This is a genomic window from Photobacterium sp. GB-72 (assembly GCF_003026095.1).
Lineage (GTDB): Bacteria > Pseudomonadota > Gammaproteobacteria > Enterobacterales > Vibrionaceae > Photobacterium.
In genome coordinates this window covers 380438-400630 of sequence record NZ_PYNV01000002.1, presented here as the reverse complement: position 1 = coordinate 400630, position 20193 = coordinate 380438, and the positions used below count along the sequence as shown (strand labels likewise).

Here is a 20193-nt window from a genome sequence, read left to right as displayed (position 1 = left end):
TTCATCCTAAACAGAGTGTTGAGGAATCATGAATATCAATAGCTATCGCACCTTATGGCTATCTGATCTCTATTTAGGTAACCGTGATTGTAAAATTGATTACCTCCTCAACTTTTTAAACATAACCAAGCTGAAACCATTATTTTAGTGGGTGATATTATTGATTTATGGCCTCAAAGAAATCGCTCTTATTGACCATGCATTACTAAACCTATTACTCGATAAAGCACACCACGATTGTAAGATCATCTACATTCCAGCCAATCACGATGAAAAAATCCGTGACTTTCTTCACTACGATTTTGGTCATATACAACTCGAACGCCAATACACTCATACCACAGCGACTGGAAACAAAAGACTGGCGTTACACGGTGATGAATTTGATGATTTGATCACCATTCATCGCTTTCATAATTATTTAGGAGATAAAGGCTATGACTTCATGCTTTTTCTCAATCGCTGGCTACACCATAGTCGCTGTCAATTAAATAAACCTTATTGGTCCTTAGCTACATATTTAAAGTAAAGGATCGATAAAGCGCACCAAGCTATTGCTCGTTTTCGTCAAGCTGCGATTAGTCACGCAATAAACAATCCGGTTGATAGAATTATATGCGGCCATATCCACCAGCCAGATCTTCAATATTGTGACGGTATTATGTATGCCCATTGCGGTGACTGAGGCGAAAATTCCCCCCTTTTAACTGAAACTCATGATGGTGTAATTAAATGACGACACTGGACAGAGACCCATTGTGAATTAATTGCTGATAGTCGTAACTTATTTAATCAGAATAAAACACAGCCACTTAAAAAATACCGCATAGTAATCAATGCTACAACTAGCAACTAACTCATTGATTTGTAATGTTTAATCACAAATCAATCACTACACTTAATTACACTTATAGTTAGTCATTCACTTCTGTGAATTCAGATAAATAATGATAATTTATCTTTAAATTAAATGGACACCGCTAGATAGAACGGTGTTTTTAATCCATTATGTGCGTCGTTTTTATAATATCTGGAACAGAAATATGATGAGAAAGTTGGTTGCCGAGTTTATCGGTACATTCTGGTTAGTGCTTGGTGGTTGTGGTAGTGCGGTTTTGGCTGCTGCTTATCCTGACTTAGGCATCGGTTTTCTCGGTGTAGCATTAGCATTCGGTTTGACTGTTGTAACTATGGCATACGCGATAGGTCATATTTCTGGCTGCCATTTAAACCCAGCAGTAACTGTTGGCCTATGGGCGGGTAATCGCTTCCCTGCAGGTGAAGTTATCCCTTATATTATTTCTCAAGTACTTGGTGCTATCGCTGGTGCTGCTGTCCTTTACGTTATCGCAAGTGGCCACGCTGGTTTCAATCTCGCTGGCGGTTTCGCATCAAACGGTTATGGCGAGCATTCACCTGGTCACTACTCATTATTATCTTCTTTCGTTACTGAAGTAGTGATGACATTTATGTTCCTGTTTGTGATTTTAGGTGCGACCCACAAGCTAGCATCACCACAAATGTCAGGTTTAGTTATTGGTCTTGCGCTAACACTTATTCACCTAGTCAGTATTCCTGTAACAAACACATCGGTTAATCCTGCACGTAGTACAGGTCCTGCTTTGTTCGTTGGCGACTGGGCAACATCTCAACTTTGGATGTTTTGGGTTGCGCCTCTTATCGGTGCGGTTCTAGCTGGTTGGGTATACCGTTGGTTAGCACCAAATAACGACTAATATCATTATTACATCAGACACTAAAAAAGCGAGCATCAGCTCGCTTTTTTAGTGTCTTCGCTTTATCAATAATTAAGCTTCTTGCACCGTTTTTAATAACACTTGTACAGGGTGCTGAAATTTAATGTGCTCAAAGCGCTTCACTTGGCTTCGACAAGAGTATCCCGTAGCCAGACAACGTGAAGGATCTAATTTATCGATATTGGGTTTCCAGCTTAGGTTATACACCCCTTTAGAGGTCTCTAACTTATCTTTTTCATGACCAAATGTACCAGCCATACCACAACAACCCACCGCAACAGATTGAAGCGCTATACCAAAGTGACTAAATATCGTCTCCCATTGCTTTTCAGCATTAGGCATCTTGGTTTTTTCAGTACAATGAGCAAATAAATACCAAGGTTGTTCTTCTGTTGCTTTATATTGCTTTAACTCTGGCAATAAGGGTAATAACCACTCATGTGCGGTTAACACTTCAAAGTTACCACGGGTTTCTTTTAATACTTCAGCGTATTCATCGCGGTAACAAAGTACAAGCGCTGGATCGACACCCACCATTGGAATATTGAGCACGGCTAATTGATTCAAGAAATCAGCCGTGTTACGAGCGGTTTTCGCAAACTGACGCAAGAAACCTTTTACATGCTGCGCTTTACCATTTGGTTTAAATGGCACCAAAATTGGCTTTTTACCCAGTTTTTCAGCCAAAATAATGAAATCTTTTACCACTTCAGCATCATAGAAGCTGGTAAACGGATCTTGAACAATCAGCACATAATTCTGACGCTCTTGCTCTGACAGCGCTTGTAACCATTGCAGATCAAAACGCAGCGCATGGTGTCCATCAAGTTTCTCGGTTAATGTCGGCAAGGACAATAACGGCATATCAACATACCCAATCGCTTTTTCAGTGAGTTTTTTCGACCACTCCGGACGTGTTAAGGCATTCATCACCCCTGGCGCTTTAGCCATTAACGGTAAATAGTTTTCAACATACGCGACTAAATAATCTTTCGCTGGTCGTTGATAGCGACTGTAATAGATATTCATAAAGCGAGAGCGGAAGCTTGGAACATCCACTTTGATTGGACATTGGCTTGCACAAGCTTTACATGCCAAACAGCCATTCATCGCTTCCATCACTTCATGAGAGTAATCATATTGCTTACGACGTTCGCCATAGGTATTTTTGAGACGATCGATGATCTGTTTAATCGTTGGTGTCGTGGTCAATAACTTATGTTCTAACTCGTCTGCATTAACGCCCTGCTCTGCTAATTGACGTAGCCATTCACGAACCAGTCCTGCTCGCCCTTTCGGTGAATGGCGACGATCTGCGGTGATCTTCATCGATGGGCACATAGGTGAGCTGGTGTCATAGTTAAAACACAAGCCATTACCATTACATTCCATCGCTTGTTTAAAGCTATCTCGCGTTGTTATAGGGATCTGACGATCAAAAAAACCTCGCTTTCGATCATCAACCTTCACTAATTGATCATCGCTCTCTAATGGCGTACAAATTTTTCCTGGGTTTAAACGATTGTGGGGATCAAACGCTGATTTTATTCGACGTAATTCTGTGAATAGCTCATCACCAAAGAAAGCCGGACCATATTCAGAGCGGAAGCCTTTACCGTGCTCGCCCCACATCAATCCGCCATATTTTGCCACCAGCTCAACAACTTGATCAGAGACTTCTTTCATCAAGCGCTCTTGCTCTGGATCGCACATATCAAGTGCCGGACGAACGTGTAAAACCCCCGCATCAACGTGACCAAACATGCCATAATTTAATTGTTTATCATCAAGCAACTGACGGAATTCAGCAATAAAATCAGCTAAGTTTTCAGGAGGTACACAGGTATCTTCAGCAAATGCGATAGGTTTTTGACTCCCTTTTGCCGCCCCCAATAAACCCACGGCTTTTTTACGCATGGTGTAAATTTTTTGGATGCTCGCCAACTCTTCACAAACTTGATAGCCAATAATGCCTGCTTCATTTGCCGTTATCATGGCATCAAGTCGTTCGCATAGTGCTTTTACTTGTTGTTGGTTCTCGGCAATATCGTTGCTTGCATACTCAACCATATTAATCCCAAGCATTTCTTTGCCAGGGACATCGGTTAATAAATCACTAACAGTGTTCCAAACAATGTCTTGTTTTGCGAGATTCAATACTTTGGAATCGATGGTTTCTACCGATAACGCTTTAGCTTCAACCATCATTGGCGCATTGCGTAGCGCTGAATCAAAACTATCGTATTTAATATTTACAAGCGTTCGTGATTTCGGGATCGGCGTAATATTCAGTTTCGCTTCTGCAATAAACGCAAGCGAACCTTCCGCCCCACACAACAAACGACCAATATCAAATTGTGTTAGTTCATCGTCATAAACATTTTTTAAATCATAACCCGTTAAAAAGCGGTTAAGAGGGGGAAACTTATCGATAATTTGTTGGCGTTTTTCACGACATATTTGTGCAGAGGTTTTAACCACTTTTGCAGCGAGATCATCACCTGATATCGACTCTATTTGCGTTTCATCTAACGCTTCGGTTTTTAATACTGAACCATCAACAAGGACTGCCGTTAACGACAATACATGATCAGACGTTTTTCCGTATTTTAACGACCCTTGACCCGAGGCATCAGTGTTAATCATACCGCCCACGGTAGCGCGGTTACTGGTCGATAAATCAGGAGAGAAAAAATAACCGTGAGGACGTAACGCATCGTTAAGTTGATCTTTTACGACACCTGTTTGTACTCGAACCCAACCTTGTTCAGGATTAACTTCCAGTACCTTATTCATATGGCGTGAAATATCGACAACCACACCAGGCGTTAATGATTGGCCATTGGTTCCCGTACCGCCCCCACGAGGAGAAAAGGTGATTTTTTGATAGTTTTTCTGTTGACCAATTTGACCAATTAACACCAGATCATCGATATCTTTAGGTAAGATAACCGCCTGAGGAATAACTTGATAAACGCTATTATCTGTTGCAACAGCGAGTCGACTCGCATAGGTTTTCTCTATCTCGCCTCGAAAACCGGCCGCGGATAAATCGTCAAGGAATGAAAGCACCAGTTGCTCGATACTGTGCTGATGGGTTAATGCTGGTAACATTGTGCTCCTTCTCCAGTGTACGCTATCACTTATAGCGGAGTCGTGTCCTACGACTACTGGCCTTCTCTCATTTAATATTTATAGCCTGATCGTTATAAATTCGATCATCGGCACATCAATTGTAGATATTATTATCACTTTACTTTACCTTACAACGCGATAGAACAAAACAAACAATCCTTGCTTGTCACTTCCGCTTCCGCCTTGAAGGTGCTTATTTCAAACGATAGCTATGCGCAGTTATCAATACGCACGCCATAACCATGACGACAATAGCTAATGTTTTTATCAATAATATAGCGACTGTACTTATTACGATCTCTACCCATAATGAGCTCAAAAATCCAATCGCCAATACAGAACCAAGTAGCATCACTGCTAATTTCAATTTTTGAGTATAAGTAATTGTCTGTCGTGATCGACCTCTATCAATAAAGACAGCGGCACTCATTGCAAGCGTACAGGCTAATAAATACACTTGCTGAGGGACTTGAAAATAGCTCACACCCACAGCAATTATCACGCTAAGTAGCGCCCAAAACCGCCAATTACGCACATGCAGATAGGCTGAGCCTGAACGTTGCCACCAAATAAACAAAGCTAAAAGCATTATCCCAACACTCAAGCCAAGTACGGTATCTGAGATAAAATGCACACCGAGCCAAACCCTTGCGATAGCTTGTAAACTAATCGCAATAATCAACAGCGGCAGTGTCTTAAAGCGAAACGTTGTTAGGTTTGAAGTCAAGTGGGGTCGATAGCGATGAATCAACAACGGCAAATTGTACCAAAGCAATCCCCATAGTACCGTTGCCATTAATGTATGGCCGCTCGGCAAACCAAAGCCACTGGCTGCTGTTTGTTGTAACTCTGGCCAAATATAAAATGGACGAGGTGATGCTAGCGCTAATTTCATTACCGAAGCAATAAAAGTGACAGTCACAAGAACGCTTGATAAATACAACATTGCTGTGACACCAAAACCGACGGTAACAACGAGCAATAACAAGCCAATAAACAGCTTTTCACCGGGTAAGTTAAACACAGATAGCACTCGTTGAAAAAGTGATTGGTAACTATCAGGCAGCGATTTGATTTCTTGTTGAAATGACTGAATCTGTGTCAGCTCCCATTGATGTAACCTACTCACCGCTTGGTAATCTGCGGCATTGGTCGTAATTTCACTATTGGGTACTTGTGATAATAAGTGTTGGATCAGTGGAACATCATTAGGATAGCGATAATCTTTTGGCGTAATGTTTTCAGCTGACAGTAAATATGCACACTTCACCTCTTTGGTAAAATGCTTCGCTTGCCAAGTACTAATTAACAAATCATCATTTTCTGTCGTTGTTAACGGTTGGGTATAAGGCGAGATCACTGTTGTTGGAATGGGCTGCTTCGCTACACACGCAAATAACGTTGTGTTACCCCGTAATTTTAGCAACTTCACCGCGTCAACATGAATGCCAGTTTCTTCATAGACTTCACGTACAGCAGCCTGCTCAGGGCTATTCATAGGATCAATTCGACCACCAGGTAAAGCCAATTTCCCTGATATTTCTTCTTTTATAACGACAACTTTATTACCGTGACGGATCAAACATGCTGAGCCAACCAATGGAACAGCCTGAGCTGGGAACGAAAAAAAGAGAATAAGAAATAAAGTGAAAATAATCCTGTAAGGCTTTATTGCAGACAATGAAGGCGTCGTACTAATACGTACCATGGAAAATAGTATCCAAGAAGAATAGAAAGAAGAAAGCTGAGAAACGCAGTGTAACTCAGCTCGCTAGACATAACGCTAAAAGAATAACAAAATGCTATAAGCCACCCATTAAGGTGTATTTCATCTCAGTATATTCTTCTAAACCTTGATGCGCACCTTCTCGGCCAATACCTGATTCTTTTACCCCACCAAATGGCGCGAGTTCAGTAGAAATTACCCCTTCATTAACTCCGACCATGCCATATTCCAGCGCTTCACTAACACGAAAAGCGCGTGATAATGATTGAGTATAAACGTAAGCTGCAAGCCCAGAATCGGTATTATTAGCGCGTGCAATAACATCTTGCTCATCCGTAAACTTAAACACAGCAGCTAACGGACCAAAGGTTTCTTCACTCGCCACTAACATATTATCGGTTACATTACTTAGCACCGTAGGCTGAACAAAGCAGCTTGTTGAAGGCTCTCGTGTACCTATAACTAAGTTTGCCCCTTTCATTATGGCGTCGTTAATGTGTTTTTCGACTTTCTCAACCGCAGCTCGGTTTATCAACGGGCCAATAGTTACGCCATTATCAACACCATTGCCAACCGTTAGTGCTGACACTTTTTCAGCTAGCTTTTCTACAAATTGCAGATACACATCACTATGAACATAAATACGGTTAGTGCACACACATGTCTGCCCTGCATTACGAAACTTAGAAACCATTACCCCATCAATCGCGCGAGATAAGTCAGCATCATCAAACACAATAAATGGCGCGTTCCCCCCTAACTCTAAAGACACTTTCTTAACAGTAGCGGCTGATTGTGCCATCAAAAGCTTACCTATTGCCGTTGAGCCTGTGAATGAAACTTTGCGAACTCGCTTATTGCTCATAAGCTCTGCGCCAATTTTAACGGCATCTCCCGTAATAACATTAAACAACCCAGCAGGAATGCCCGCCCGATGCGCGAGCTCTGCAAAGGCGAATGCAGTATAAGGGGTATCAGGGGCTGGTTTTAATACCACGGAGCAACCCGCAGCAAAAGCTGGACCACATTTACGTGTGATCATTGCTGCAGGAAAGTTCCAGGGTGTTATGGCAGCAACCACACCAACAGGCTGGCGAGAAACTAAAATACGGGCGTCTTCTTTATGGCTTGGAATGATCTCACCGTTTAGACGCTTAGCTTCTTCGGCATACCATTCAACAAAACTCGCCGCATAGGCAATTTCACCTTTCGCTTCAGCCAGTGGCTTACCTTGTTCGGCAGTAAGAATATGAGCTAATTCATCACGGTGTGAAACAATTAACTCATACCACTGACGTAAGATCATCGAACGGTGTTTCGCTGTTGTTTTTGACCACAATCGATACGCTTTATCTGCCGCATCAATCGCAATATTGGTTTCTTCTACACCCATAAGTGGAACATGACCAATAACTTCATTTGTCGCCGGATTAGTAATATTTACCGTTTTACCAGAAAAGGCGTCACTCCATTGGCCATTAATAAATGCTTGCTGTTTAAACAAGCCACCAAAAGAAAAAGTCATTCGTGTTTCCTATTATTTCGTCAATATTGAGTATCTATTTAATGTTGATTATTGTAATACAAATAAATGTTAAACGTTTAATATTCAACTTTCATTTTACCAGTAACCAAATTTTTGTTGCTAATAATGCGGCAGATCGGCGAGTAAGCAACTAGGCTAAAGAAGAGTTGAATATTAATTTGTAATGGCATGATACATAGGCTTGTTTTCTAGCCTTACGAAAACAGGTAACAATAGCAATGACTAGAAAAATTGCAGTAATTCGGCACGGCATAAAACACGGTGCCATCGTCACCTATATCGATACCCCGCATCTTCCTGATACCAACCCCTTTATCCTTTGGGATCATTATTTATCTACTAACCGAGCACATAATGAACTAGGTTTTCATGGCCACTCAGGTATCGATGCTGTCAGCTATCCCGTTATCGGATCAATCCAAAACGATGACAGTATTAACGGTAAAAATCACATTCAAACGGGTGATATTCACCTCACCACCTGTGGTTATGGTATGGCACATAAATCACTGATGAAACCACACAATGGGATCGCAGAAGCGTTTCAAATGTGGACCGCTTCGCCTTCAGAGAAAGAAGGAGAAATGACTGCGCCATCAAGCACTCATATTGCCAGTAAAAAACTACCTCTCGTTGAAGGCACACACGCGACAACAAAAGTACTCATTGGTCACTACAATGGTGTTGAAAGCCCAATAAAACACAACTGCAATATTATCTATCTTGATATTATTGTCACGTCATACGGTAGTTGGACATTTACACCACCAGAGACCCATGTTGCAGGTTTTATTTATTTACGCTCAGGTCACGCCTATATCGCAAATAATCAACTACATCCGAATCAAATGGGAATTTTTGCTCACTCGCAATTACCCATTACCGTCACAACCACAAACCACAGTGCACGTTTTTTTATTGCGTTAGGCGAGCCATTAAACCAACCTTTAATAACAAAAGAAGGCTCGGTTCATTCTTCAAGCAATAATTTACACATCGCATTAAAAAATATTCAACAGATCATAAAACAATTACAGCCCATTGAAGAAAAAACATAAATAACAACGCCCTGTAATTTAAAAAGAAATAAATATTACAGGGCGTTAGAAAATTATGGGCGTAATGCTAACTGATAAGTACCATTGGATTGAAACCACAGCGCTTGTTTTTGTTTGCGACCCAATAGAATTGGACCATCATCAAAAAACAAAAAGTTTTTCCAGTTACGTTTAAATACACCCCATTTAGTTTCTACAATATTGTACTTTTCGTAGCAAAAATAAATCGTTGTATTATCTTCCCATTGCAAAGCTGTCAAAATAGCAGCTGGCAATGATGCATCATCATCGTTATCCCAAGCATCTTGCCAATCTTCAGGCTCTGACCAGTTTTTTGTATCTGCCGCCCAATCACCGTGCTCAAAGTGATCAGAATCCGGACTCTGTTTACTAATATGTTCCTGCCACAATTGCGAAGAACGCGCTTGGGTTAACGGTTTTATTTGCTCAAGATCTGTCGTAGGAACAGGCATCGAAGCATGGGTAAAAATCCACTTACGCGTGTAATTATCAAGTTCGGTGTAATTCATCAATTAGCCTAAATATATAATGACACCGCAATGTACATCAGACACAAAATTTGTTCCAGTTACAGGCTAAGAAAAAAGCATTCTTCATCGATGATCTTAATGTATCAAAAAAGCTACGATCATCATCGTACTTCATCCATCACTTCCCGTGATTATAATTATCCTGTTTTATTTTTCGTTACCCCATAAATTGCTTACCCAACCGCCCGCATTGTCATCATAATGACTATCATCAAATGTTGTTATTGGCTTTATGGGGTGTTCATTATTATGACTTTCTAGTAGCTGTGATATGTGCATCGCCATAGGATCACCTGTCGATTTCATTTGATGCCGAGTTGCAACTTCTTTGATAATTTGTAATCGATATGACGAGTTCATTTTTTTCATCACACACTCCTCTTTCTTTAGACATAAACGTATAAAAAATAGGCGCGCTAACACTAAACGTCAAATAACTGTATTACTAGTGTCACAACAGACAGGTATAGACCTCGAGATAAAATTTCTTAAATAACAACACGTTATTTTTTAATTAAAAGATGATCTTTACGACCGTTTACAATCAAAATCATAACCACATGATTTAAAAGGAGTTAATAATAGATTAATTTTTTATTTCATTTCAGTCCTATTATTAATTATTACGCTGAAAAAGACATTTGCAGAATGATCTATATAATCGAAGTGGCTTGGTGCATAAAACACATGCTACTTGATCATCTTGTTACCAAACCTGTTAAACTATAAAACGCTAATGTTCGTTATATCTAAATGTTTAGGAGTACCTGTGCGTTTATTGTCTTTATTTACTACGTCGGTTTTATCTTTATTGAGTGTAACAGCCATTGCAGCACCGACAAGTAATCCTTCAACAGCACTACAAAAAGTAAGTCATGCCACCTATTCTTTTCCGAACCAATTTCATCAATGTAAAAAGACATTAAATTACAATATCTTTTTTAAAGGTCAGAAAATTGGTCATTATCAACGTCACATTGTTTGGAAAGGTGATAACGCTGATATTTATACCAACAGTGAGGTTGATGTTTTAATCACTAAATCAAAAATGCACTCTCATACTCAATTACATTGGTCAGATGCTGCTCAACGCTTTATCACGGATAAATTTCAACGAACGATCACTGGACTAATGGCAGGAAATGTCAGTGTAACGTTTAGTAACGATGGCCATAACTCTACAGTGACTGATGATGGAAAAACGCAGAAATATACCAATGCTTTCGCGCCTATTCTTGATGGAGACACAATTGGTAGCCAAATGCGTCTTGATTTAATTGAAGGTAAAAAGAACTTTGATTTCATCATGCAAAATAGTGACGAAACTAGCCACTACTACTTTGCAGTCGTGGGTAATGAAACAATCGATACTAATTTTGGTACTCTAAATACCATTAGGGTTAATCAAACGAGAAAAAGCGATCGCCAACTTTCATTATGGTTTGCGCCATCACTTGATTATCAACTCGTAAAGGCAACTTATCACCGTAAAATTGTCGATTTAGAAGCGGTACTTATGAGTAAAAAGATTGATTGCCCACCAAAGCAGTTATTCAAAAAGTAATCCTCATTGGTAGCAAGAAGCCGAGTTGACTTATAACTCGGCTTCTTATTTATTTCATCGTCACTTTGCCACCAATGATTTTAAATGCAGGTGTACCTCTTACTAATGCATCTCGTGCGAATACCACACCACATTCAGGGCATGTTGCAGATTCAATCGTAAAATCTTTTACAATTCTTTCTTTAAAACATTTTACTAACGCCCCTTTTCCACCTTTTCGATATTTAAATAAGAGCGTTTTACATTTAGCACAAAAGATATCAACTGTTTTTGTCGGCCCTTTTTTATTCGGTTTTGCCACCGTAGATCTCGCTTAAATGATAACGATAAGCAGATCGTTAATTACCTGAAATCGTATTTTCAATGAGTATATCAATCTGCTTTCTATCAACATCATAAACGCCAGCTAAGTTGCCGTATTTAGGCGAATGACGATCATTTTGATAAGGGTATTGCCAGCCTGTCGTCGTTGCGATAAACATCTCTGCAAATTGATGTGAAATAGATAAACATCCCGCTAAAACCGTATCAACATAGGTTTGTGTAATAGGAAACTGCTGACAAGGTGGTAAAGCACTATTATTGATATACACCCAAACTGGTTCTGATAATGTGAGCTTCGTATTTTCTAACAATTCAATTTGTTGTGCAGTAATTTGAATACGTTGATAACCATGTTCTCTTTGGTCAAAGTCTCTCAAACCTTTTTCATCAACTTCAATTAACACGCCATTACAGACACCTTGTCCCGGCTTTACGACTAAAGGTGCGATAGGATAACTGCCATCAACATTACCCCATGAACGCTGTAAACCATGCACTAATGCAGGATAAGATTTACCAGTATTACCTGTACGGTTTCGCGAGTATTTATTGATCAGGCTTCCATAGCCGAAAATATACATCCAATCACCTTTCTTTCTTTTCGTTACCACAATTGAAAACATTAAAGAATCGACAGAAAGTAAACCATTTCTGTAACTCAAGTTCAAATCGCTCTGGGCTTAATGGTGAAAATCGGATTGAATCTCCCGGTTTTATTTGACTAACCAAATTAAGATCGCGCTGAGTAATGCAACCTAAAATAGGATATCCTCCCAACGTTTGTCGATCATTGAGTAAAATAATGGGCTCTCCTGATGCAGGAAATTGAACCGCTCCCTTTGCTATAGGTTGAGAGATCAATGTCGTCTTATTGGGGAGGATCTTTTCCCCTACAAGCCGATAGCCCATGCGATCACTATGTTGACTCACTTGATATTCTGACTGATAAAACTGCTGCTTTTGCTGTGAAGAAAACCACTCTGCTTGATATGATTCAATAATAGATACCGTTAACTTTTCGGCATAATGGGGTATATAGCGTGCGGGTACTGCTTGAAAATGATAAACGTTATTTCCACCATATTTAGAAAGTCGTTGCCCCTCTTTTAGTGACTGCCCCGTACCATCAAAACCGCCCAGATGATTCCTAGCGACTGTCGATACACTACCTAGACTTTCTTTAACACAAAATCCACCGTCAATGGCTAAATATGCTCTTAACCCCTGACGTGCATAGCCTAACTGCAATACTTGCCCACGCAATAAGCGTACTGTTTGCCAAGGCATAACCTTTTTCCCATCAATCTTGGCTTGCATATCAGCACCAGTGAGAGCGATAGTACAATCGGTAAGAACGTTAAAACTGACTTGCCCTAATGTGATCTCTATTTGAGCTGCATTAGGATCATTATTTAACAATAAATTCCCCCAGCAGAAAGCATGAAGATCCATTGCGCCACCTTGGCTTAATCCATGCTCTGCCACACCATATCGACCGAGATCTTGCAACTGCATTAGCATCCCTGATTCAATGATCTCTAACGCTTCCATAACTGCCCTCCTAGATCTAAAAATTCTTGTTTGGTGATCGCAAAAAATTGCACCTGATCGCCAATTGAAAAAATAGATAACGGGTACTGATCAGCTAAAAATAAGGATTGCGGACAATTACCAATAATATGCCAACCTCCTGGACTTTGATCGGGATATATTGCGGTTTGGTTATCGGCAATACCGACGCTTCCTGCTGGTATTTGAAGCCGAGGTGACAACAGTCTAGGCATTGCGATTTCAGCATCCACCGAAGATAAAAAAGCAAACCCAGCAGTAAAACCTATTGCACCTACCTGATAGATTTTATCACTATGTCGAGTAATGACTTGTTGCTCTGTTAACTGGCTATGAGCGGCGACAGTAGCTAAATCTGGCGCAACATCTGAATGATAATAAACAGGTAATTGGTGCAGTTTTGATGTTGAATGGCGAGAGCCTTTATAACTTAGTCGATGATCAGCAAACCATTGCTCACTTGCCGCAACCAATAAAGAATAACAATTACAGTCCAGCCGAAAATGTAACATCACTTTAGTATACGAGGGAGTAACATCGATTAATTCACGACTATATTGTGTTTTAATAAACGTCACGTAATCAGCAATCATGGCTGTTGTTTCAGCGGTAATTTTCTGCCCAAATTCCACCATCATGGCTGATTCAGTTAACCGACTAATAAGCATAATAACGTCCTATTTATTATCATTTGCTGACTGCAATAACAGGGCGATCTCTTTAATTGTTGCAATTGATTCAGGGTTATCACCATGCACACAAATGGTATCAACCTGTAATGTTAATAATTTCCCACTCTGGGTTCTCACTTTACCTTGAGCGAGTTGTAATACTTGCGCTTTTATCAAATCAGGATGGTGATGTACTGCACCAGCTTCATGTCGTGGAACTAATAATCCATCGGCTGTATAAGCTCTATCTGCAAACGCTTCAAAAAGTAAAGAAACACCTTTTTGTCTGGCTATTTGAATATATGCCTCATTATTTGCTCGTGACAGGACCATAAGAGAAAGAGGAAGAACACGGGAAGTATTAAGTTTTGCGATCGTTGAAACAATGACTTCGAAAATTTCAGGATCTTGCATCATTTGGTTATATAACGCGCCATGAGGCTTCACATACGTAATAGATACAGCATTCAGCCGACATAACGCATCTAGCGCCCCGACTTGGTAAGCCACACTATGACTGATTTCATCCAACGTATGGGGAATAGGCCGTCGTCCAAACCCTTCTTTATCATTATAGCCAGGGTGAGCACCTATGATCACATCATGATGTTTAGCTAAAGCAATCGTTCTTGCCATCACTGTCGGATCGGATGCATGAAAACCGCACGCAATATTCGCCATATTGATCCATGGCATCACTGCTGCATCATCTCCCATATTCCAAGCACCAAAACTTTCGCCCATATCACAATTTAATTTCATCATGCCCTCCTTACAATCATGCCAAATCATGGACTATCAATAATTATTTTAGCCCTCCGAAGCATCAGAGTATTGGTATTTAGCAAACCAGCCTTTTCCTTTGTTATTGAAATATTACATAATTATCACATAAAACACTTTTTAAAATTTGCTAATACGTGACCTTTCAGCCATTCTTACGGCATTGTGAGTAATCGCAGAAATTTAACGCTGAAGCTGATAATTAATCAGTAATAAAGGATGTTTATGAAGAAGTTATTTATTTTATTAGGTGCTGTAACATTACTTTCTGCATGTACACCGGAAGTGGGCAGTGAAGATTGGTGTAACCAATTAAAAGAAAAACCAAAAGGTGATTGGACAGCGAACGAAGCAACCGAATTTGCTAAAAGTTGCATCATTCGTTTCGGCACTGATAGCGATAAATAACAAAAAAGAGCCTTTCGGCTCTTTTTTATTTGATGTACTCACATTACAGACGAAAAAAAAGCTCATCTAATGATGAGCTTTCTTTATAGATGGTGCCCCGGGCCGGACTTGAACCGGCACAGCGCGAACGCCGAGGGATTTTAAATCCCTTGTGTCTACCAATTCCACCACCAGGGCACGCAATTACTTGCGATGGGTAAGACACCATCTGTAGATATCGCTTATTCGCTATATCTTTTAATTCTATTTTTTCTTTTTTACCTAATAGGTAAAATAAAGATGGTGCCCCGGGCCGGACTTGAACCGGCACAGCGCGAACGCCGAGGGATTTTAAATCCCTTGTGTCTACCAATTCCACCACCAGGGCACGCAATTACTTGCGATGGGTAAGACACCATCTATAGATACCGCTTATTCGCCATATCTTTTAATTTGGAGCGACACACGAGGTTCGAACTCGTGACCTCAACCTTGGCAAGGTTGCGCTCTACCAGCTGAGCTAGTGTCGCATAATATTCTCAAAAGAGAATGGAGGCGCGTCCCGGAGTCGAACCGAGGTCCACGGATTTGCAATCCGCTGCATAGCCACTCTGCCAACGCGCCATTTTGTTCACACCGAGAAGTGAGTTGCTCTTCGGTATGGGGTGCATTCTACGTAATGTAGCTTTTGAGTCAATACTATTTTTTAAAAAATAATGCTAAGCGATTATTTTACAACCAAATTATATGATTCAGCCTGTGATTTGGTCATCATAAGATGTAAAAACATCATTGCGTTACATCATATCTCGCATTGCTGCAGCAGGGATCACTGCTTTAGAATGAGTCTGTACTTTTAAAGTCAGCTCTTTTCCAAGATTAAGTGAATGGCGAATGCTTTTACCGCTAATCCTTCCGGCCAGATATCCTGCAATAAACGCATTATCTGCAATATAATCCGTCGTCTGCCCTATTGGTTGGATCACAGATATCTTCATTTGAGTATGAAGGGCTTTAAGATCGCTTATCGGGTGGTCGCTATATTGTTTAATAACTAATTCACAGCAGTTCGAGTGACTATAGCGTTCAATAATACCAAAGCTAGTGCCCCAGATTCGTTGTTCGTCTTTTATCTCAATGAAAGCAATGTCTATATATGGTAATAACTGACATATCCAGTATCTTGCTTGCTGTGGTGTCCACATATGAGGCCGATATCGATTATCAAAATAGACTTTTCCGCCATCTATTTTATATTTTTCTAACAGTACCAATAACGCTGCTTTTGCTTCATCGGTTAATAATGCAAAGCTTACTGCACTGATATAAATAGCATGATAGTTATAGTTACTTAATGCTATTTCAAGTGGTGATGACTCCCTTGAAAAGTAATAACGAGCAGCATTATCTTTATTCCAAAAATGGCGGTAACAGTGCCCTTCTCTATCTGTCTCGATATAACAAAGATCAGGGAATTTAGTCGAAAGATACCGAACTAAACTCGTATCAATGCCTTCTTGCTGCCAACACGATAATAATGATAGTGATAACTTATCAGTCCCTACGGCAGTCGCATAACTGACAGAAATAGCTCGAGATTGTCCAAGCCGAGACAAATACAAGGCTGTATTGGGTACATCTCCACCATACGTTGCATACTTAGTCGTGTTATTTATTTCAACAAGCGCTTCACCAAAGAAAACAATTCTCACACGGATACCCCATCGTCAGATATCTAAGATTATGCTTCCATTCATATTCATCGTTATGTTGTTTATTAAAGCCTAATACAAATACGACGAATATTGATAATACAATCATCTAGATTTAAAGTATTTTCAGTTCATTATATGGCATAAATGCAATCTCCATGATTAACGTTATTAATGACGTTTTATCAGCTCTCTTCGATGAAAATAGATAGCTACTGCGAAGATACTTTTGTCTCATTATTTAAAAGAAACGACTTAAATACTGATGATTATCTATGCTATTTTTGTCGGCAAGATCTCATCATTATATATTATTACGTTATTTAACTAAGGTATGTAATGTACATGGATTCAAGCCTTTTTATTTGATCTTGCTGTTCTTCTTTTTGCAATGTCGGTAGGTTTTGCCGTTTCGTTTCTAACAGTAAAATATGATGAGATTGATGAGGTAATTGAAAGCAAAATTGAAGCGTGTTTTTTCTCTGGGGCGCGCCTTATCGGTAGCGGCTGTATTGCTTATCTCTTGATGTAATTCAATTTTCAGAATAATTTGACCTATCTTTTACGCTTGTAGCCGTGACAAGCGTTTAATTCCTCTTCCGTATGCTTTAACCTCATTTATACGTTAAACTTTCATCTATCTATTACTTAATCGCTTTCTTAGCTTTAATAAGCAATAGATCATTGAATACCCAACGCCAACTAAATACTTGCCTTAAATAACGGAAGATGTAATGGAAGCGGAACAAATAGAAATTCTCAATTTTATCTCACAGTATCCGCCTTTTGATACTTTGCCAGAAGAGCAACTTCATCAACTTGCTCTTGAAGTCGAAGTCGCTTATTACCGTGCGAGCACCATGATATTGAATACTGGCGATAGCATTCATGATCTGTTTTTAATTCGAAGTGGTGCTGTTGAAATATACCGCCGTAAGGGCGAGCTCTACAATCGTCTTGATGAAGGTGATATTTTCGGCCAAATGGGCTTGTTGATGAACAACCGAGTCCGAATGCCAGCAAAAGCGCTAGAAGATACTCTACTCTACTGTATTCCCAATACTCTATTTATTGAACTTTGCGATAAATACGATAGCTTTGCGGATTTCGTTGAAGTTGAAGATGGGGCTCGTTTACGTCATGCCGTATCAAGCCAACATGATGAAAATGATCTGACGACATCAAAACTAAGAACTTTGATCACTCGTGATGCCGTCATCATTGATCAAAACGAAACCATTCAAACGGCAGCACAAACAATGGCTGAAGAAGGCGTTTCTGCATTATTACTCAGTGACAGTAATGCTACCGATGACGATGATGAAAACGATTATGTCACGGGAATTATTACTGATCGTGATTTATGTACTCGAGTATTAGCCGAAGGTATTTCAACCTCAAAGCCAGTTTCTTCAGTCATGACAGCAGAACCCATTACACTCGATCATAATGCCTATGTATTTGAAGCGATGCTGACTATGCTACGTTATAACATTCACCATTTGCCTGTGCTTAGAAACAAACAACCAATAGGTGTGATTAGCGTTTCTGATATTGTTCGCTATGAATCGCAAAATAGCTTACTTCTCGTTAGTAGTATTTATCAGCAGCAATCTGTAGAAGAGCTCATTCAATTATCAGCACAAGTTAAAGACTGCTTTGTGCGCATGGTTAATGAAGACGCTAACTCGCACATGATTGGCAGCGCAATGGCAGAAATTGGGCGCAGCTTTAAACAGCGTTTATTAGAATTAGCAGAAGAAAAGCTCGGTCCACCACCTATTCAATACTGTTTCTTGGCCTTAGGCTCTATGGCACGAGATGAACAACTCATCGTCACAGACCAAGATAACGCCATTATTTTAGATAATTCCTTCGATCATGATAAACATAATGCGTACTTTGAAGCACTTGCGACTTTTGTTTGTGATGGCCTTGCTGCATGTGGTTATGCCTATTGTACTGGCGGCATTATGGCGACAAATCCAGAATGGCGAAAAACCCGACATGAATGGGAACAATGTTTTGCTGATTGGATTGATAATCCAAAACCTCAAGCGTTATTAAATAGCTCTATCTTTTTTGACTTAGGCGGTGTTTGGGGCAGATTACGTTGGGCTAAACAACTTAATGGCTTTATTGTTCGTCGTGCCCGTAACAGCCCTCGCTTTTTAGCTTGCCTTGCACGCAACGCAATCAATCGCACGCCACCATTAGGCTTCTTTAAAGATTTCGTAATGGAAAAAGATGGACGTCATAATAACTCGATTAATCTAAAACGTCGTGGTACAGCGCCATTAGCAGATTTGATTCGTGTCCATGCCCTTGCGGTAGGCTCACGTTCACAAAATTCGCTCGAACGTTTGGACGATATTATTGAAAGTGGAATTTTACCACCGGGACGTGCTCAAGATCTTCGCGATGCCATGGAATATATTTCATTAGTCCGTATTCGCCATCAAGCGTTGGATGTTGAAGAAGGGCAAGAGCCTGATAATAGTATTGAGCCTGAAAATATGTCCGATTTTGAACGCCGTAATCTTAAAGATGCTTTCCAAATTTTAAGTAAAGCCCAAAACTTCGTGAAATATCGCTATCAAGCAACACGATAAGGGTAACGAAGCATGTTTAGAGAAATATTCAAAAAAACAACATCAACCCACTTCATTCGTAATACTCCGATAGTGGATTGGCAAACAAAGTTTGCGGAACTTGCCAATGATGCTAAAGACCAAAGAATTAAACAATATTATCAACATGGTATTTTTAGTGGTGATACCCCATTAAAGGACATTGAATTTGTTGCTTTAGATTTTGAAACAACAGGGCTTAATGCTAACAAAGATGACATTATTAGTGTCGGGCTTGTTCCCTTCAACATCAATCGTATTTTTTGCAAACAGTCACAGCATTGGGTAGTAAAGCCAAAAGCAAAACTAGATGAAGACTCCGTCATCATTCATGGTATTACACACTCAGATGTACAAACGGCGCCTGATATACGTCGAATTTTAGAAGCTGTATTAGACTCTTTAGCTGGTAAAGTCGTAGTGGTGCATTACAAAGCCATCGAGCGACAGTTTATGGATAAGGCATTACGAGTGCGATTAAACGAAGGCATCCAATTTCCTGTTGTTGATACTTTAGCGCTTGAATTATATATCCAAACCCAGCAGTACAGTGGTATTTTGGCGAGATTCAAAGGGAAAAAGCCAGGCTCCGTTCGATTAGGGAAATGTAGAATTCGATATGGATTACCCGCTTATCAACCTCATCACGCGTTAACAGATGCATTAGCAACAGCTGAATTATTACAAGCACAAATCGCATATCACTTCACACCTGATACGCCAATTGAGCAAATTTGGGAATAAAAAAACCGCAGTATTAATACTGCGGTTTTTATTACC

The 20193-nt window shown here is 40.0% G+C and carries 18 protein-coding genes and 4 tRNA genes; 7 read left to right on the top strand and 15 right to left on the bottom strand.

Going from position 1 to position 20193, the window contains the following annotated elements:
* Positions 1-160: 160 nt before the first annotated feature.
* Together C9J40_RS22210 and aqpZ are read left to right on the top strand one after the other, a co-directional pair.
* Positions 161-529 (top strand): hypothetical protein, encoded by a 369-nt coding sequence (locus C9J40_RS22210; protein ID WP_233217618.1) that lies wholly within the window; start codon positions 161-163, stop codon positions 527-529.
* A 517-nt stretch (positions 530-1046) separates the two neighbouring features.
* Positions 1047-1736, top strand: coding sequence for an aquaporin Z (gene aqpZ / locus C9J40_RS05000; protein ID WP_199188050.1), 690 nt, complete (start codon positions 1047-1049; stop codon positions 1734-1736).
* Between the two features lie 72 nt (positions 1737-1808).
* On the opposite strand, the gene C9J40_RS04995 is transcribed toward aqpZ, so the two are convergent.
* The 3 genes from C9J40_RS04995 to C9J40_RS04985 all read right to left on the bottom strand — a co-directional run bounded on the left by C9J40_RS04995 (position 1809) and on the right by C9J40_RS04985 (position 8143).
* On the bottom strand, positions 1809-4871 hold the full coding sequence (locus C9J40_RS04995) for an FAD-binding and (Fe-S)-binding domain-containing protein (RefSeq protein ID WP_107206278.1): 3063 nt from the start codon (positions 4869-4871) through the stop codon (positions 1809-1811).
* A gap of 214 nt (positions 4872-5085) precedes the next feature.
* Positions 5086-6600 carry a phosphatase PAP2 family protein gene (locus C9J40_RS04990; RefSeq protein WP_107245987.1) on the bottom strand — a complete coding sequence of 505 codons (1515 nt, stop codon included), beginning with the start codon at positions 6598-6600 and terminating at the stop codon, positions 5086-5088.
* Between the two features lie 94 nt (positions 6601-6694).
* Positions 6695-8143, bottom strand: a complete 1449-nt coding sequence (locus tag C9J40_RS04985; RefSeq protein ID WP_107245986.1) for an NAD-dependent succinate-semialdehyde dehydrogenase — start codon at positions 8141-8143, stop codon at positions 6695-6697.
* A gap of 239 nt (positions 8144-8382) precedes the next feature.
* Between C9J40_RS04985 and C9J40_RS04980 the strand changes: the two genes are divergently transcribed.
* Positions 8383-9222 (top strand): pirin family protein, encoded by an 840-nt coding sequence (locus tag C9J40_RS04980; protein WP_107245984.1) that lies wholly within the window; start codon positions 8383-8385, stop codon positions 9220-9222.
* A gap of 53 nt (positions 9223-9275) precedes the next feature.
* On the opposite strand, the gene C9J40_RS04975 is transcribed toward C9J40_RS04980, so the two are convergent.
* Both C9J40_RS04975 and C9J40_RS04970 read right to left on the bottom strand, forming a co-directional pair.
* The gene (locus C9J40_RS04975) at positions 9276-9752 is read right to left on the bottom strand and encodes a DUF2947 domain-containing protein (protein WP_107206274.1); all 477 of its coding nucleotides are present in this window, start codon (positions 9750-9752) and stop codon (positions 9276-9278) included.
* A gap of 168 nt (positions 9753-9920) precedes the next feature.
* The gene (locus tag C9J40_RS04970) at positions 9921-10142 is read right to left on the bottom strand and encodes a hypothetical protein (RefSeq protein WP_107206273.1); all 222 of its coding nucleotides are present in this window, start codon (positions 10140-10142) and stop codon (positions 9921-9923) included.
* Between the two features lie 400 nt (positions 10143-10542).
* Here C9J40_RS04970 and C9J40_RS04965 point away from each other — a divergent pair, with 400 nt between their 5' ends.
* Positions 10543-11337 carry a DUF3108 domain-containing protein gene (locus C9J40_RS04965; protein WP_107206272.1) on the top strand — a complete coding sequence of 265 codons (795 nt, stop codon included), beginning with the start codon at positions 10543-10545 and terminating at the stop codon, positions 11335-11337.
* 49 nt (positions 11338-11386) lie between these two features.
* Here the strand turns inward: C9J40_RS04965 and C9J40_RS04960 are convergent, their stop codons facing one another.
* Genes C9J40_RS04960 through C9J40_RS04940 form a run of 5 tightly spaced genes read right to left on the bottom strand, consistent with a single transcriptional unit; the run spans position 11387 to position 14663 of the window.
* Positions 11387-11638 carry a hypothetical protein gene (locus C9J40_RS04960; protein ID WP_107206271.1) on the bottom strand — a complete coding sequence of 84 codons (252 nt, stop codon included), beginning with the start codon at positions 11636-11638 and terminating at the stop codon, positions 11387-11389.
* 37 nt (positions 11639-11675) lie between these two features.
* Entirely contained in the window at positions 11676-12242 is a 567-nt protein-coding gene (locus C9J40_RS04955; protein ID WP_107245983.1) for a gamma-glutamylcyclotransferase family protein, read from the bottom strand.
* Between the two features lie 4 nt (positions 12243-12246).
* The gene (locus C9J40_RS04950) at positions 12247-13212 is read right to left on the bottom strand and encodes a biotin-dependent carboxyltransferase family protein (protein WP_107245981.1); all 966 of its coding nucleotides are present in this window, start codon (positions 13210-13212) and stop codon (positions 12247-12249) included.
* Positions 13200-13898 (bottom strand): 5-oxoprolinase subunit PxpB, encoded by a 699-nt coding sequence (gene pxpB / locus C9J40_RS04945; RefSeq protein ID WP_107245979.1) that lies wholly within the window; start codon positions 13896-13898, stop codon positions 13200-13202. The genes C9J40_RS04950 and pxpB overlap by 13 nt, the downstream gene beginning before the upstream one ends.
* Before the next feature lie 9 nt (positions 13899-13907).
* On the bottom strand, positions 13908-14663 hold the full coding sequence (locus tag C9J40_RS04940) for a 5-oxoprolinase subunit PxpA (protein ID WP_107245978.1): 756 nt from the start codon (positions 14661-14663) through the stop codon (positions 13908-13910).
* Between the two features lie 246 nt (positions 14664-14909).
* Here C9J40_RS04940 and C9J40_RS04935 point away from each other — a divergent pair, with 246 nt between their 5' ends.
* Positions 14910-15092, top strand: a complete 183-nt coding sequence (locus C9J40_RS04935) for a DUF3012 domain-containing protein (protein WP_005368573.1) — start codon at positions 14910-14912, stop codon at positions 15090-15092.
* Positions 15093-15182: 90 nt separating this feature from the next.
* On the opposite strand, the gene C9J40_RS04930 is transcribed toward C9J40_RS04935, so the two are convergent.
* The 5 genes from C9J40_RS04930 to C9J40_RS04910 all read right to left on the bottom strand — a co-directional run bounded on the left by C9J40_RS04930 (position 15183) and on the right by C9J40_RS04910 (position 16783).
* Positions 15183-15269: transfer RNA gene (locus C9J40_RS04930), tRNA-Leu, on the bottom strand.
* Positions 15270-15372: 103 nt separating this feature from the next.
* A tRNA-Leu gene (locus C9J40_RS04925) sits at positions 15373-15459 on the bottom strand.
* Between the two features lie 66 nt (positions 15460-15525).
* Positions 15526-15601 (bottom strand) — tRNA-Gly (locus tag C9J40_RS04920).
* A gap of 20 nt (positions 15602-15621) precedes the next feature.
* Positions 15622-15695, bottom strand: a tRNA-Cys gene (locus C9J40_RS04915).
* 173 nt (positions 15696-15868) lie between these two features.
* Positions 15869-16783: a PfkB family carbohydrate kinase gene (locus C9J40_RS04910; protein ID WP_107245976.1), complete on the bottom strand. Its 915-nt coding sequence runs from the start codon at positions 16781-16783 to the stop codon at positions 15869-15871.
* A gap of 734 nt (positions 16784-17517) precedes the next feature.
* On the opposite strand from C9J40_RS04910, the gene C9J40_RS04905 reads away from it, so the two are divergent.
* Positions 17518-19395 carry a DUF294 nucleotidyltransferase-like domain-containing protein gene (locus C9J40_RS04905; RefSeq protein WP_107206265.1) on the top strand — a complete coding sequence of 626 codons (1878 nt, stop codon included), beginning with the start codon at positions 17518-17520 and terminating at the stop codon, positions 19393-19395.
* A 12-nt stretch (positions 19396-19407) separates the two neighbouring features.
* Complete coding sequence (locus C9J40_RS04900) at positions 19408-20157, top strand: 3'-5' exonuclease (RefSeq protein WP_107245975.1); 750 nt, start codon at positions 19408-19410, stop codon at positions 20155-20157.
* Positions 20158-20193: the final 36 nt, after the last annotated feature.

Bases quoted from the DNA above. Each gene is read 5' to 3' on its own strand.
- C9J40_RS04950 (WP_107245981.1), bottom strand. From the start codon at position 13,212: ATGGAAGCGTTAGAGATCATTGAATCAGGGATGCTAATGCAGTTGCAA.
- C9J40_RS04900 (WP_107245975.1), top strand. From the start codon at position 19,408: ATGTTTAGAGAAATATTCAAAAAAACAACATCAACCCACTTCATTCGT.
- C9J40_RS04975 (WP_107206274.1), bottom strand. From the start codon at position 9,752: ATGAATTACACCGAACTTGATAATTACACGCGTAAGTGGATTTTTACC.
- aqpZ (WP_199188050.1), top strand. From the start codon at position 1,047: ATGAGAAAGTTGGTTGCCGAGTTTATCGGTACATTCTGGTTAGTGCTT.
- C9J40_RS04980 (WP_107245984.1), top strand. From the start codon at position 8,383: ATGACTAGAAAAATTGCAGTAATTCGGCACGGCATAAAACACGGTGCC.
- C9J40_RS04990 (WP_107245987.1), bottom strand. From the start codon at position 6,600: ATGGTACGTATTAGTACGACGCCTTCATTGTCTGCAATAAAGCCTTAC.
- C9J40_RS04905 (WP_107206265.1), top strand. From the start codon at position 17,518: ATGGAAGCGGAACAAATAGAAATTCTCAATTTTATCTCACAGTATCCG.
- C9J40_RS04985 (WP_107245986.1), bottom strand. From the start codon at position 8,143: ATGACTTTTTCTTTTGGTGGCTTGTTTAAACAGCAAGCATTTATTAAT.
- C9J40_RS04955 (WP_107245983.1), bottom strand. From the start codon at position 12,242: ATGTATATTTTCGGCTATGGAAGCCTGATCAATAAATACTCGCGAAAC.
- C9J40_RS04970 (WP_107206273.1), bottom strand. From the start codon at position 10,142: ATGAAAAAAATGAACTCGTCATATCGATTACAAATTATCAAAGAAGTT.
- C9J40_RS04935 (WP_005368573.1), top strand. From the start codon at position 14,910: ATGAAGAAGTTATTTATTTTATTAGGTGCTGTAACATTACTTTCTGCA.
- C9J40_RS04940 (WP_107245978.1), bottom strand. From the start codon at position 14,663: ATGAAATTAAATTGTGATATGGGCGAAAGTTTTGGTGCTTGGAATATG.
- C9J40_RS04995 (WP_107206278.1), bottom strand. From the start codon at position 4,871: ATGTTACCAGCATTAACCCATCAGCACAGTATCGAGCAACTGGTGCTT.
- pxpB (WP_107245979.1), bottom strand. From the start codon at position 13,898: ATGCTTATTAGTCGGTTAACTGAATCAGCCATGATGGTGGAATTTGGG.